We start from the raw sequence: 13,736 nt of genomic DNA, 5'->3' as shown, positions 1-13,736 counted from the left end.
GAGTTGTCTCAGCGGGGCGGGCGGGACGGGCGGGACGGGCGGGACGGGCGGGCGGGCGGGGCAGGGCGGACGGATGCGCCGCCTCAGCGGGTCCAGGTGCCGAGGCCGCTCGTGTCGTAGAAGTTCAGCGTCATTGTGCCGGTCGAGGCATCCGCGTTCGAGGCATCCGCGCTCCCGCCGCCGAGCACGAACGCGGCCGAGGACCGCGACCCGGCCGGAGCGTTCTCGCCGTCCGGTTCGAAGGCGAAGACGTCGCCGTCCCAGGGCTCCAGCTCGAGCACGGTCGCACCGCCCCGGCCGAGCCGCACCACGAGTCCGCCGCTCGCCTCGTCGACCGCGACCACGGCCTCGCCGTAATAGGGGTTCTGCCAGCTGCCGGCGTACTCGGCGAGCGGGCGCGGCGGCGCCGGATCGGCGGGACGGCGCTCGCCCGCCAGATCCCCAGCCGGCTCGAAGTAGTGACCGAGCGCCGCCCCGTAGGCCGCGAGCCAGTCCCGCGTCGCCTCGCCGTACTGCACACGGTCGAGGAACTCCGACACGATCGCCTCCGCCGCGCCGACCGGCGCGCCGTTCGTCAGCGCGACGACGCCGAGGTCGAGCGCCGGCACCAGCTGGAAGTTCGTGCCCGCGCCGAGGATGAACGCGCCGGAGTGCCCGAGCGTCACCCGCCCGCTCGGCTGCGTGCCCACGTTGAAGCCGTAGCCGTAGAAGCCGGCGCGCGCGTCGGGCACGGGCGGCAAACCGGTCGCGATCTCCGGCGCGATCGCCGGGGCCAGGGCGGATGGCTCGATCAGCTCCTCCCCCGCGAAGCTGCCGTCGTCGAGCACGAGCGACATCCACTTCGCCAGGTCGACGACGTTCGAGCTGACCCCGCCGGCGGGAGACTGGGCGTCGGGCGTGCGCTCGTAGAGCGGCGCGAACTCGCCGTCGCCGGTCTTCGCGTGCAGCGTCGCCCGGTTGTCGCGGGCGAGGAAGTCCTCGTAGCGCGAGCTCGTCGAGTCCATGCGCAGGGGCTCGTAGAGCTCGCGCTCGGAGAGCGTCTCCCAGTCGACGCCGGCGGCGTTCGCCACGGCCTGCGCGCCGGTCGTCATGCCGAAGTTCGCGTAGTTGTAGCTGATGCGGAAGGGCTGCAGCGGCTGGTAGCGCAGGTGGTCGAGGATGTACTCGCGGTCGTAGCCGAGGTCTTCGAGCTCGTCGCCGGCGGCCATCGGCAGGCCGGAGCGGTGCGCGTAGAGGTCGGCGATGGTGAGCTGCTCCGTCACCCAGGGATCGGCGAGGGCGAAGCCTGGGAGCAGCGGCGCGACCGGGGTCGACCAGTCGACCACGCCGGCGGAGACCTGCGAGGCGACGACCGTCGCACCGATCGGCTTCGACATCGACGCGATCTGGAACACGGTCTCCTCGTCGACCGCCGCGTCCTCGCCGAGTTTGCGCACACCGAAGCCCCGCGCGAAGCGCAGCTCGCCGCCCTGCACGACGGCGACGGCGGCGCCGGGCACCCCGGATGCCTCGAGGATGCGTTCGACCTCCTCGGGCAACTGCTCGAGGGCGGCGTCGAACGCCCCGTCGGCGAGTTCGACCGCGTCCTGCGGCGGCAGCTCGCCGAGGGCCGCGCGGGGCGCGTAGGGTGGCGCCGTCGTGCACGCGCTCAGCGCGATGAGGGTGCCCAGCGCGACGGCGAGCGTCGCGATCCTGCCGATGGATGCCTGTCGCCGCATGCGGTCCTCCCCCGGTCCTGCGTGCAGCCTAGCGGCGCGGGCCATCGTCCTCACCCGGATAACTCAGGAAGCCGGCCCCGCCAGGCCCCCGCCCTCCACCCCCAGAGCTCGGGAACCGCCCCGCTCACACTCCCGCCCCGCCCCGCCCCGCCCCAGAACTCAGGAACCACCCCGCTGAGATCAGCGCCGACTCGCGGCTTCTCCGATTCCTCGGTGGCCAGAACGGCGAGATGTTCCTGAGTTGTGTCGGTGCCCGACGCCGCCGCTCGGAGGTTCGCCGCCGCGAGGCCCGCGAACTCCGGGTGCGTGCTCACCTTGCTCGCGATGGCGAGCTCGTCGCGGTCGGAACGCCCGGCGAGCCAGCGTCTCGCTCTCACCGCCCGTGTGACCCGGGGCCCAGTGGGAGTAGCCGTCGGCCGTGTCGACGAGCGTGCCGCCGCCCGCGACGAACCCGTCGAGCACCTCGAAGGAGGCGGCCTCGTCGGCCGTCCAGCCGAACACGTTGCCGCCGAGCGCGAGCGGGAACGGGCGCACCTCGAGGGTGTCGGCGAGACGGGCGAGGGCGGGCCTGACGGCAGCGGCACCGGGTTCGATCATGCCTCCCGGCATCGGCGCGTCCCGCGCGGGTGTTCCCCGTTCAGGCGCGCGGCGTAGGCTCGCGTCATGCCGGTAACCAGCGAACCCCGTGTCGCCCTCTACTTCGACTTCGACAACATCGTCATCTCCCGGTACGACCAGCTGCACGGCGACAGCTCCTACCGTCGCGACACCTCGCGCTCGAAGGCTCCCTCCGACGGCACGAAGACCGCGGAGCGGCTGCGGGCGGCGACGGTCGACGTCGACGCCGTGCTCGACTTCGCGGCGACCTTCGGCACGATCGCGATCGCCCGCGCCTACGCCGACTGGTCGGGGCATGTGAACGCGAGCTACCGCGGCCAGCTCATCGACCGCGCGGTCGATCTGGTGCAGCTCTTCCCCCTCTCCTCGACGAAGAACGGGGCCGACATCCGGCTCGCGGTGGACGCCGTGGAAGACATGTTCCGCCTCGACGACCTCACCCACATCGTGATCGTCGCCGGCGACTCCGACTACGTCGCGCTCGCGCAGAAGGCGAAGCGACTCGGACGCTATGTCGTCGGCATCGGCGTCGCCGGCGGCACGAGCCGGGCGCTCACCGCGGCGTGCGACGAGTACGCAGACTATGACGCGCTGCTCGCCACCGATGCGGCCGTCGGTGACGACGAGGAAGCGGAGGGCGCCGCGGCTGTGGGGTCCGGTTCGGGGTCGGGTTCGGGCTCGGTCTCCGGTGATGCGGATGCCGCTGCCGAGACCGCTCCGGCCGCGACGGCCGGGTCCGGCTCACGTCGGCGGCGCGGCGGCAGCAAGCAGCAGGATGCCTCGGCGGAGCCGAGCGACGACGGCCGGTCGGGCTCGGATGCCGACGCCGCACCGACCCCGCCCGCTGAACGCCCCTCGTCGCGCGCGCTGCAGTTCATGCCGCCGGTCGAGCCCTCGGCGGAGGCATCCGGCAGTCCGCGCAACCCCGGGCGTCTGCTGCTGAAGGCGATCGAGCTGCTGCACTCGAAGAACGACGAGGAGTGGCAGTCGTCGAGCGCGGTGAAGAACCAGATGATGCGCATGGACCCGACCTTCCAGGAACGCCGGCTCGGCTTCGCCTCGTTCACCGAGTTCCTGAAGTCGCGCGGCGGCGTCGTCGAGCTGGATGAATCGGGTCGAGGCCGCGTGCGCATCCGCCCGAAGAAGGGCTGAGCGGGCTCCGTCCCCCTCCGCGCGCCACCTGCCGCCTGACTCCGCCCGGTCCGCGGCGGCGCCCGCGCCCGCGCCACTTCGTGCTCGTTGCGCCACCTCTCCTGGCGCGACACTGCCGAAGTGGCGCTCCAGCACGGGCAAGCCGTCCGAACGGCCCACCCGCCGCCGCCCACGCGCCACTTCAGGCCCCGCGCGCCACTTCGGGCCCCACGCGCCACTTCGGGCACCGCGCGCCACTTCACCGCCCACACGTCATACTCGCCCCGCGCACATCCGGAAACCGAACAGCGGCCAGCCCGGCCAGACCGCCCGCGCCACTTCGTGCTCGTTGCGCCACCTCCCCTGGCGCAACACTGCCAAAGTGGCGCGCCAGCACGGGCAAGCCGTCCGAACGGCCCACCCGCCGCCGCCCACGCGCCACTTCAGGCCCCACGCCCCCCTCACCGCCCACGCGCCACACCCCACGCGCCGGGCAGCGCACCGCGCCCTCGCACCCCGATCAACGCTTCTGTGGTCTGACCACATCTGCTAGCCTGTGGTCTGACCACAGGAGGTTCCGTGAGCGACACCCGCGCCTGGCAGCACGTGCTCGAGCACGTCGAGTCGCGCCTGCTCGCGGGCGAGCTCGCTCCCGGCGACCGCCTCCCCGGCGAGCGTGCCCTCTCCGCCGAGCTCGGCGTCGGCCGTTCGAGCGTTCGCGAAGCGCTGCGGGTGCTCGAGGCCATGGGGCTCATCCGCACGGCATCCGGCTCCGGCCCCAGCGCGGGTGCCGTGATCGTCGCGACCCCCGACGGCGGCATGCGCACCCTCATGAGGCTGCAGGTCGCGGCGCGCGGACTCCCCGTCACCGACCTCGTCGACACCCGCCTGCTGCTCGAGGGCGCCGTGGCGGCGCGGCTCGCCGAAGCAAGCAAAGCAGCCGAGGCCGCCAACACCGAGGCAATCGAGGCCGACGCCGCCGCGCCATCCCCCACGCCCGACCTCACCGCGGCCGAGCGGCTCCTCGACGCGATGGACGATCCGACGCTCGCGCCCGAGGAGTTCCTCTCCCTCGACGCCGCCTTCCACCTCGCCCTCGCCGAGGCCGCGGGCAACCAGGTCACCCTCGCGACGATGGCCGGCCTGCGCAGCGGGATCGAGGGCTACGTCGTCGCCGGCATGCAGCGCATCGCGGACTGGCCCACCATGGCCGAGCGGCTTCGGGCCGAGCATCGCGGCATCGTCCGTTCGATCACCGAGGGGGATGCCGCGGCAGCCCGCCGAGGCGTCCACGACCACATCGCCGGGTACTACGCGGCGATCTCCGACCCCGCACGATAGGACCCCGAAATGGTGCAACGCCAGCTGCCGAACCCGCGCGAGCTCTTCCAGCTGATGAAGTTCAAGACGCCGACGATGAACCCCACCGACCGTCGGCTCGAGCGCGCGCTCACAATCTGGGACCTCCGCGACATCGCCCAGCGGCGCACCCCGAAGGCGCCGTTCGACTACACCGAGGGTGCCGCGGAGGACGAGCTGTCGCTCGCGCGGGCGCGGCAGGCGTTCCAGGATATCGAGTTCCACCCGTCGATCCTGCGGAACGTGCCCGTCGTCGACACGAGCCGCGAGGTGCTCGGCGGGCCGAGCGCACTCCCCTTCGGTATCGCGCCGACCGGCTTCACCCGGCTGATGCAGACCGAGGGCGAGGTCGCGGGCGCCGGGGCCGCGGGCGCCGCGGGCATCCCGTTCACCCTGTCGACGCTCGGCACCACCTCGATCGAGGGGGTGAGGGCGGCGAACCCGAGCGGGCGCAACTGGTTCCAGCTGTACGTCATGCGCGACCGCGAGATCTCGTACGAGCTGACCCGACGCGCCGCCGCCGCGGGCTTCGACACGCTCTTCTTCACGGTCGACACCCCGGTCGCCGGGGCGCGCCTGCGCGACAAGCGCAACGGCTTCTCGATCCCGCCGCAGCTCACCCTCGGCACGATCGTGAACGCGATCCCGCGCCCGGCCTGGTGGATCAACTTCCTCACCACCCCGCCGCTCGAGTTCGCCTCGCTGTCGACGACCGGCGGCACGGTCGGCGAGCTGCTGGATGCCGCGATGGATCCGACGATCTCCTTCGACGACCTCGAGATCATCCGCGCGATGTGGCCCGGCAAGATCGTCGTGAAGGGCGTGCAGAACCTCGAGGACGCGAAGAAGCTCGCCGGCCTCGGCGTCGACGGCATCGTGCTCTCGAACCACGGCGGGCGGCAGCTCGACCGTGCGCCGATCCCGTTCCACCTGCTGCCGGATGTCGCGCGCGAAGTCGGCGGCGACCTCGAGGTGCACGTCGACACTGGCATCATGTCCGGCGCCGACATCGTCGCCTCGATCGCGCTCGGCGCGCGCTTCACGTTGATCGGCCGCGCCTATCTCTACGGCCTGATGGCCGGCGGGCGTCGCGGGGTCGACCAGACGATCGCGATCCTCCGCACGCAGATCGAGCGCACGATGAAGCTGCTCGAGGTGTCCACGCTCGACGAGCTCGGCCCGCAGCACGTGACGCAGCTCGCCCGCCTGCAACCCATCGCCCGGCCCGTGCAGGCCGCGGCGGAGCTGGCCGCCGCGTCGAAGCCGAGGACGGTCCGTTCGCCGCGGGCCGCGACGGGGAAGACCCCGGCCGCGAAGAAACCCGCGACCGCCAAGAAGCCTGCCCCTGCCGCGAAGCCTGCCCCCGCTGCGGAGCCTGCGCCCGCCGCGAAGCCCGCGCCCACCCAGAAGGCCGGCTGACCGCCGCATCACGGCCCATGCAGCCCGAGGGGGTCGAATCCCGACACCGACGGCGGTCCGCCGAGCCATCCGTGTCGGATTCCGACCCCCTCGCCCCCAGCCGCAGCCCCGGCCCCAGCCGCAGCCCCAGCCCCCACCCCGAGTTGCCCGACTTTCATGAAAGTCGGGCAACTCGGGGGTGGGGGTGGGGGGTGGGGGGTGGGAGTGCGAGCGGGTCAGCGGGCGGATGCCGCCCAGGTGAAGCCGTCGGGGTCCGCGACCGAGCCGAGCGCGCCGGCGATGACGAGCCGGTGCGAGCCCGAGCCCTCGGCGGGCACGCCGGCGTCCTTCGCGAGCGCGCGCCGCTTGTAGAGGCCGAGCCCGATCCGGCTGCCGGGCGTCTCGAACTCGACGTAGCTGCCGAAGCTCTTGCCGATCGCGATCCCGCGCTCGGTGTAGAAACGCTTGCTCGCCGTGACGTCCTCGACGCCGAGCAGCAGCACCACCCGGTCGAACACGGCGGCGGCCGGGCGGGCATCCTTCTTCGCCGAGGTCGCGACCTTCCAGATCGTGCCGTCGGGCGCTTGCACCGTGCCGCCGTAGCCCCAGAGGGACTTCGCGACGGGCTTCACGACCGTGGCGCCGGCGTCGAGGGCCGAGCGCACGAGCGCATCGACGTCGCCGGGCTGGGCGGCGATGAGCGAGAGCGTGAAGCCGCGGAATCCGCTCGACGCGGCTTCCGCCGGCTGCACCCGCAGGCGGTCGCCGAGGCCGAAGGCCGCGGCGTGGAAGTGCTCGGCGGCGGCGACGTCGTCGGCCTGGATGACGATCGAGTCGATCGCCGGGGCGGTGGTGGGGTTCGTCTTCGTGTCCATGTCGGCCACGCTACGAGCGAGCGGATGCCCCGGGCTTCTCGATTCCTGCTCGATCCGCGAGCGAGCCCCGAGCGGCGCCCGGGTCGCGCCCCGCGCCGCATCACCCACTCGCCGGCCACCATCCGGTCGCCCTCGGAGAACGTGCCGAACCCGCCGCACGACCCGCCGCCCGGCCTTCGCTCGCTCGACTGGCGTTCAGCATCGGGGAGCAGACTGGCGGTGAGCCCGCAGCTGGGCGGGCCGAATCGAGTCGAGGAGTCCGTGCACATGAAAGCGCTGCAGTACCGCACGATCGGGGCCGCCCCCGAGATCGTCGAGATCGAGACGCCCGAGCCCGGGCCGGGCGAGGTGCGGATCCGGGTGACGGCCGCCGGGGCCTGCCACTCGGACAGCTTCATCATGGGACTGAACGAGGAGCAGTACGTCTACGGCCTGCCGCTCACCCTCGGCCACGAGGGTGCGGGCATCGTCGACAAGCTCGGCGAGGGCGTCACCGGCGTCGAGGTGGGCGAGGCCGTCGCCGTGTACGGCCCGCAGGGCTGCGGTCGCTGCGTGCAGTGCGCGCAGGGCAAGGAGAACTACTGCGAGCGCGCCGCGGAGCTCGGCATCCGTCCGCCCGGCCTCGGCGCCCCCGGCGCCATGGCCGAGTACCTCGTGGTGCCGGACGCGCGCTTCCTGCTGCCGCTCGGCGACCTCGACCCGGTCGAGCACGTCGCCCTGACCGACGCGGGCCTCACCCCGTACCACGCGATCAAGATGTCGCTGCCGAAGCTCGTGCCCGGCACGACCGCCGTCGTGATCGGCGCGGGCGGGCTCGGGCACGTCGCGATCCAGCTGCTCCGCGCCCTCTCGCCGGCGACCGTGGTGGCGCTCGATGTGAGCCAGGACAAGCTGCGGCTGGCGACCGAGGTCGGCGCGCACCACGTGTTCCCCTCGGACGCCGAGGCCGTCGAGCGGGTGAAGGAGCTCACTGGCGGCAAGGGCGCGGCGGCCGTCTTCGACTTCGTCGCGATCCAACCGACCATCGACGCCGGGCACGCCATGCTGGCGGTCGAGGGCGATCAGGTGATCGTCGGCGTCGGGGCGGGCGCGGTGCCGGCGGGGCTCCTCGCCGCCCCGTACGACTCGACCGTGCGGGCGCCCTACTGGGGCTCGCGGGCCGAGCTGTTCGAGGTCTTCGAGCTCGCCCGAGCCGGGCTCGTGAAGATCGAGACCGAGCATTTCTCGCTCGACGACGCTCCCGAGGCGTACCGACGGCTGCACGAGGGCACGCTCAGGGGGCGCGCGGTCGTCATCCCGTGAGCGGCCTTCCGCGCTGCTGAACGACGGATGCCCCGGGGCCGGTCGGCCTCGGGGCATCCGCGTGCGAGCTGACGCTCCTGCGCGATCAGTTGCAGGTGATGACGGTGCCGTCTTCGAGCTGCCACACGCCCGAGCCGAGCTCGGCGCACGCGGCGCCGAGGCTGCCTGCGGCGGCGACGGCCACGATGATGACGATCACCGTGGCGATGACGCTCAGCGCGAGCAGGATGGCGCCGACGATGATGCCCGCCTTGGCTGGACCGTTCTTGTGGCCGGCCTTCTTCGACTGCGAGTTCGCCACGATGCTCAGGATGAGCCCGATCAGCGGCATGAAGATCGCGAGGATCAGGCCGGCGATGCCGAGCCCCTTGCCCGGGAAGGTGTCGGCGGCCGGCGCGGGCGCGTAGGCCGGCTGACCCGGAGCGGCGCCGGCGGCGGGCTGCCCCTGCGGGGCGCCGTAGGCCGGGGGCGCGGGCGGCGCGGCGTAGGCCGGGGCTGCGGGCTCGGCCGCCGGAGCGGCGGGCGCCTCGTACGCCGGAGCGGCGGGCGCCGCCGGCGCCGTGGGCTCGGCGGGGGCCTCGTACGCGGGAGCGGCCGGTGCCGCGGGCTCGGCGGGAGCCGCGGCCGGTTCGGCGGGCGCGGCGACGGGCTCGGCCGGGACGGCCGGCTCGGCGGGGACGACGGGCTCGGCCGGCACGGCCGGCTCGGCCGGCTGCTGCGGCTCGCCCTGCGGGGCGTTGGGGTCGGTCATGATGGGCTCCTCCGAGTCGCGGACGTGGTCCGGGGAGTGTCGCCCCCCGACCCGCCGATGGTAGCGCCACCCGGCGACGGCGGGCCACCCCGCGCGCCGCTCGCCCCGACAACCGCCGGGCACCGCGGATGCCCCGGGCCTCGCGCGCCCGAGGCATCCGCTCGCCGTGCCGGCGACTCAGCGCCCGGCGTTCGCCGCCTGCAGCAGCTGCTCGATCTGCTCGCGCGTCACCGGGATGCCCGGGAAGCCGACGAGCCGGCCGATCGGGAACGAGGCCATCATCTTCGCCATGCCCTCGTCGTCGGCCATGGCCGCCATCGCCGCGTCCCCGCCGAAGAGCCCGCCGAGGGCCTGGGCGACGATCGGACCGGCGACCGGGTCGCCCATCAGGTCGCCGATCGACGACTCCGTCGTGAGCGGCAGCCGCACCGCGTCCCCCTCGATCACGACGCCGGCTTCGGCGCGGAGGTCGCGGCTCGAGGCGCCGACCGTGACGAGGTACTCGCCGCCCTCGACGACCCAGCGGTCGACGCGGACATCCCAGTACGCGAGATCCTCGCGGCGCACCGAGAGCTCGATCACCCGGGACTCCCCCGCCGCGAGCTCGACCGAGGCGAAGGCCTTCAGCTCGCGCGGCGCCCGCTGCACGGCCGAACCGGCGAGGCCGGTGTAGAGCTGCACGACCTCGCGCCCGTCGCGCTCGCCCGAGTTCGTCACGGTGACCCGGGCGGCGATGCCGCTCGCGTCGGCCGAGACCTCGAGCGCCGAGTAGGCGAAGGAGGTGTAGGAGAGGCCGTGGCCGAAGGGGAAGTGCACGGCCGCGTCGCGCGCGTCGTACCAGCGGTAGCCGACGAAGAGCCCCTCGCCGTAGCGGACGTGCCCGAACTCGCCCGGGAAGTCGAGGTACGCCGGGGTGTCCGAGAGCCGCAGCGGGATCGTCTCCGTGAGCCGGCCCGAGGGGTTCACGACGCCGTAGAGCACGTCGGCCACCCCGCCGCCACCGGCCTGTCCGCCGAGCCAGCCCTCGACGACGGCCGGCACCTCCCCGGCGAAGGGCAGCTCGACCACGCCACCGTTCGCGAGCACGACGACGACGTTCGGGTTCGTGGCGCGCACGGCCGCGAGCAGTTCGAGCTGCGCCTCGGGGAGACGCAGGTGCTCGCGGTCGAAGCCCTCCGACTCGGCGGCGGCCGGGAGGCCGAGGAAGACGAGCACGACCTCGGCGTCCTCGGCCGCGGCGACGGCCTCGGCGACGAGCGCGGAGTCCGCGGGGGCCTTCGCGTCTAGGGTGAAGCCCGGCGCGAAGGCGGGGGCCGCCCCGGCGAGCCGGCCGATCTCCTCGAGCGCGGTGTCGAGCCTGGTCGGGTTGATCAGCGAGGAGCCGGCGCCCTGGTAGCGCGGGGTGCGGGCGAACTCGCCGACGACGGCCACCCTCGCGCCGGCGGCGAGCGGCAGCACGCCGTCGTTCTTCAGCAGCACGACGCCGCGGGCCGCGGCCTCGCGGGCGAGGGCGTGGTGGGCGTCGATGTCGTACGAGGCATCCGCGTCCGCTCCGGCGGCCGCCCGCTGTGCGAGCCGCACGGCGCGCTCGGCCGCGAGATCGAGCGCCGACTCGGCGAGCCGGCCGTCCTGCACGGCCTCGACGAGCTGCGCGTCGGTGCGCCCTTCGGCGGAGGGCATCTCGAGATCGAGCCCGGCGGGCAGACCGGCGACCCGGTCGTTGACGGCGCCCCAGTCGCTGACGACGAGCCCCTCGAAGCCCCACTCCTCGCGCAGCACCTTCGTGAGCAGCCAGGGGTCCTCGCTCGCGAACACCCCGTTGATGCGGTTGTACGAGCACATCACGGTCCACGGCTGCGCGTCCTCGACGACCCGCTGGAAGCCGCGCAGGTAGATTTCGCGCAGCGGCCGCGGGTCGACGTCGCTCGACGCGCGCATGCGGTCGAACTCCTGGTTGTTCGCGGCGAAGTGCTTCAGCGAGGCACCGACCCCCTGCGCCTGCAGGCCGCGCACGAGCGCCGCGCCGAGCACGCCCGAGACGATCGGGTCCTCGGAGAGGTACTCGAAGTTGCGCCCGCAGAGCGGCGAGCGCTTGATGTTGATGCCCGGGCCGAGCAGTACCCCGACCCCCTCGGCACGCGCTTCCTCGCCGAGGGCGCGGCCGACGCGTTCGGCGAGCTCGGGGTCCCACGCGGAGCCGAGCGCGACCGCGGGTGGGAAGCAGGTGGCCGGCACGCTGTCGGCGAGCCCGAGGTGGTCGCTCGAGCCGCGCTGCAGGCGCACGCCGTGCGGGCCGTCGGTGAGCACGATGGGCGGGATGCCGGCACGCTCGACCGCTTTCGTGCTCCAGAAGCTGGCGCCGCTCGTGAGCGACGCCTTCTCCTCGAGCGTGAGTTCCGCGACGAGCTCCGCCGCGTCGCGCGCGGTGAACTCGGCGGCCTGGTCGATGGGGTCGGTCATACCGATGCTCCTTCGTAGGATGACGCCGGCCGGGCGTCGAGCGGTGCCGGGGTCGTCCGGCGGGGCCGCGAGGCATCCGTCATCGCACGGCCTTGATCGGCCAGACGGCGAAGGCGCCGAGCACGGAGAGCACGATCGCGACCGGGAACAGGCCCGCGAAGCCGAAGGCGAGCACGATCGCGCCGGCCACGCCGGGGGCGAGCGTCTGCGGCAGGGTCGCGGCGATGTTCACGACGCCGAGGTCCTTCGCGAAGGACTTGGCCGAGGGCAGCACCTCGCTCATGAGGGCGGTGTCGACCGCCTGGAACATGCCGAAGCCGAGGCCCGAGATGAAGGTCATGATCATCCAGGCGGTCACGTCGGGCCAGACCCACGGCAGCAGGAACGCGAGCCCGGTCACGACGGAGGAGGCGAAGACGAAGATCTTGCGGCGGCCGAGCTTGTCGGAGAGCGGCCCGGAGACGATCGTCGCGATGAGGATGCCGGCGAGGCTGATCAGGCCGAGCAGCGGGATGACGTCCTGCGGGCGCTCGACGCCGAAGTAGTCGGTGAGCAGGAACAGCTGGTAGCCGGTCACGGCGAAGTATCCGGTGTAGAGCAGCAGGCGCCCGGTGAAGGCCCAGAAGAAATCGGGGTGCTTGAGCGGGTTCACCCAGAAGGTGCGCAGGAAGTCGCCGAGCTTGAACGGCTCGACGGGGAGGTCCTTCGAGGAGTGGTCGGGGTTGAACACGATGAAGAGCGTGAGCACGACGATCGCGATCGCAGCGAAGGTGAAGTACCCGGCCGTCAGGCTGTCGTAGAACATCGAGCCGACGACCTGGCCGCCGAGTGCGCCGACCATGAGCCCGATGCCGGAGAGCGCGGCGAAGGTGCCGCGGCGCTTCAGCGGCACCCGGTCGGGCATGACGGCACTCAGCGGGCCCTGCGCGAAGTTGTAGGTGATCTGCACGAGGGTCCAGGCGATCACGACGCCGACGAGGGAGTCGGCGAAGGCGAGGCCGACGAGTGAGAGGCCTCCGGCAAGGGCGCCGAGGAAGATCCACGGGGCGCGTCGGCCGAAGCGTGAGCGGGTGCGGTCGGAGATCTGTCCGGCGATGGGCTGGGCGATCATCGCGCAGAACGCGCCGATGGTCATGACGATCGCCAGGTTCGCGACCTTGTCGGCACTGCCGAAGGTCAGCTCGACCTGACGCGGCAGCAGGATGCCGGGGACGGCGCCCCAGATGAGGAAGATGCCGAGGTTCGCGGGGATGATCCAGCCGAGGAGGCGTCCGACGCCCGTGATCGGCGCGGGCGGGTCCTCGTTGCCCGAGGCGTCCTCGACGAAGGCGGCGGGGTCGAGCGACGCCGCGGGCTCGGGCGACTGGGGCTCGTCGGGTCGGGATTCGGCAGCGGGCTGCGGGGCGGACGACATCGTCATCGGGCAAGTCCTTCCGGGAGGCCTCATCGTCGAGGCGGTGCGAAAACCATACGGCACTCGGTTTTACCCCGCAAGCATTACCATGCACGTATGGCACGCAGGGGTTCGTACGCGAAGGGCATCGCCAAGCGGGAGGAGATCCTCACCGCCGCGCTCGAGGTCATCGCCCGCAACGGCTACGGCCGCGCCTCGGTGCGCGAGCTCGCCGACGCCGTCGGGCTCAGCCAGGCCGGCCTGCTGCACTACTTCGCCTCGAAGGAGGAGCTCTTCGCCGAGATCCTCCGCAAGCGCGACGAGGTCGACCGCGAGACCCTCGACGCCGCGCACGCCGACGAGCAGCTCAGCATGATCGACGGCTTCGTCGAGGTGATGCGCCACAACGCCGACGTGCCCGGCCTCGTGCAGCTCTACGCCCGGCTCTCGGCCGAGGCCACCGAGGCCGACCACGCCGCGCGCCCCTTCTTCACCGAACGCTTCCGGCTCTTCCGGGAGATGTCGGTCGAGAGCATCCGCGAGGGCCAGCGCGACGGCACGCTTCGCGCCGACCTCGACCCGGAGATGATCGCGAGCCTGATGCTCGCCGCCGCCGACGGCCTGCAGACCCAGTGGCTGATGGACCCGTCGATCGACATGGCCGAGCACATCGAGTACCTGCTGACCCTGCTGAGGCCCCCGGCAGCCACCTGAGCGGCTCGCGCGCGAGC

Annotated in this window: 11 protein-coding genes; 5 read left to right on the top strand and 6 right to left on the bottom strand. The window is 73.0% G+C overall.

The window, feature by feature from the left end:
* Nucleotides 1-83: 83 nt before the first annotated feature.
* Nucleotides 84-1,718 carry a serine hydrolase gene (locus M3147_RS18385; RefSeq protein ID WP_251204867.1) on the bottom strand — a complete coding sequence of 545 codons (1,635 nt, stop codon included), beginning with the start codon at nt 1,716-1,718 and terminating at the stop codon, nt 84-86.
* A 180-nt stretch (nt 1,719-1,898) separates the two neighbouring features.
* On the bottom strand, nt 1,899-2,315 hold the full coding sequence (locus M3147_RS18380; protein ID WP_439954212.1) for a hypothetical protein: 417 nt from the start codon (nt 2,313-2,315) through the stop codon (nt 1,899-1,901).
* Nucleotides 2,316-2,381: 66 nt separating this feature from the next.
* Between M3147_RS18380 and M3147_RS18375 the strand changes: the two genes are divergently transcribed.
* The 3 genes from M3147_RS18375 to M3147_RS18365 all read left to right on the top strand — a co-directional run bounded on the left by M3147_RS18375 (nt 2,382) and on the right by M3147_RS18365 (nt 6,245).
* Complete coding sequence (locus M3147_RS18375) at nt 2,382-3,488, top strand: NYN domain-containing protein (RefSeq protein WP_251204866.1); 1,107 nt, start codon at nt 2,382-2,384, stop codon at nt 3,486-3,488.
* Nucleotides 3,489-4,046: 558 nt separating this feature from the next.
* The gene (locus tag M3147_RS18370) at nt 4,047-4,808 is read left to right on the top strand and encodes a FadR/GntR family transcriptional regulator (protein ID WP_251204865.1); all 762 of its coding nucleotides are present in this window, start codon (nt 4,047-4,049) and stop codon (nt 4,806-4,808) included.
* Nucleotides 4,809-4,817: 9 nt separating this feature from the next.
* The gene (locus M3147_RS18365) at nt 4,818-6,245 is read left to right on the top strand and encodes an alpha-hydroxy acid oxidase (RefSeq protein WP_251204864.1); all 1,428 of its coding nucleotides are present in this window, start codon (nt 4,818-4,820) and stop codon (nt 6,243-6,245) included.
* 215 nt (nt 6,246-6,460) lie between these two features.
* Here M3147_RS18365 and M3147_RS18360 read toward each other — a convergent pair whose 3' ends face one another.
* Entirely contained in the window at nt 6,461-7,099 is a 639-nt protein-coding gene (locus M3147_RS18360; RefSeq protein ID WP_251204863.1) for a glyoxalase, read from the bottom strand.
* Between the two features lie 267 nt (nt 7,100-7,366).
* Between M3147_RS18360 and M3147_RS18355 the strand changes: the two genes are divergently transcribed.
* Nucleotides 7,367-8,401 (top strand): NAD(P)-dependent alcohol dehydrogenase, encoded by a 1,035-nt coding sequence (locus tag M3147_RS18355; RefSeq protein WP_251204868.1) that lies wholly within the window; start codon nt 7,367-7,369, stop codon nt 8,399-8,401.
* An 85-nt stretch (nt 8,402-8,486) separates the two neighbouring features.
* Here the strand turns inward: M3147_RS18355 and M3147_RS18350 are convergent, their stop codons facing one another.
* The 3 genes from M3147_RS18350 to M3147_RS18340 form a co-directional block, all read right to left on the bottom strand.
* The gene (locus tag M3147_RS18350) at nt 8,487-9,152 is read right to left on the bottom strand and encodes a DUF4190 domain-containing protein (protein ID WP_251204862.1); all 666 of its coding nucleotides are present in this window, start codon (nt 9,150-9,152) and stop codon (nt 8,487-8,489) included.
* Between the two features lie 177 nt (nt 9,153-9,329).
* The gene (locus M3147_RS18345) at nt 9,330-11,612 is read right to left on the bottom strand and encodes a glycoside hydrolase family 3 C-terminal domain-containing protein (protein WP_251204861.1); all 2,283 of its coding nucleotides are present in this window, start codon (nt 11,610-11,612) and stop codon (nt 9,330-9,332) included.
* Between the two features lie 79 nt (nt 11,613-11,691).
* Nucleotides 11,692-13,032, bottom strand: a complete 1,341-nt coding sequence (locus M3147_RS18340; protein ID WP_251204860.1) for an MFS transporter — start codon at nt 13,030-13,032, stop codon at nt 11,692-11,694.
* A 90-nt stretch (nt 13,033-13,122) separates the two neighbouring features.
* Here M3147_RS18340 and M3147_RS18335 point away from each other — a divergent pair, with 90 nt between their 5' ends.
* Nucleotides 13,123-13,719: a TetR/AcrR family transcriptional regulator gene (locus M3147_RS18335; protein ID WP_251204859.1), complete on the top strand. Its 597-nt coding sequence runs from the start codon at nt 13,123-13,125 to the stop codon at nt 13,717-13,719.
* The last annotated feature ends 17 nt before the right edge of the window (nt 13,720-13,736 follow it).

The sequence above is a fragment of the Agromyces mediolanus genome (assembly GCF_023715325.1).
In the GTDB taxonomy this organism is placed as follows: Bacteria; Actinomycetota; Actinomycetes; order Actinomycetales; family Microbacteriaceae; genus Agromyces; species Agromyces mediolanus_A.
The sequence above is the reverse complement of the archived record's forward strand: the minus strand, read 5'-3'. Positions and strand labels throughout refer to the sequence as shown.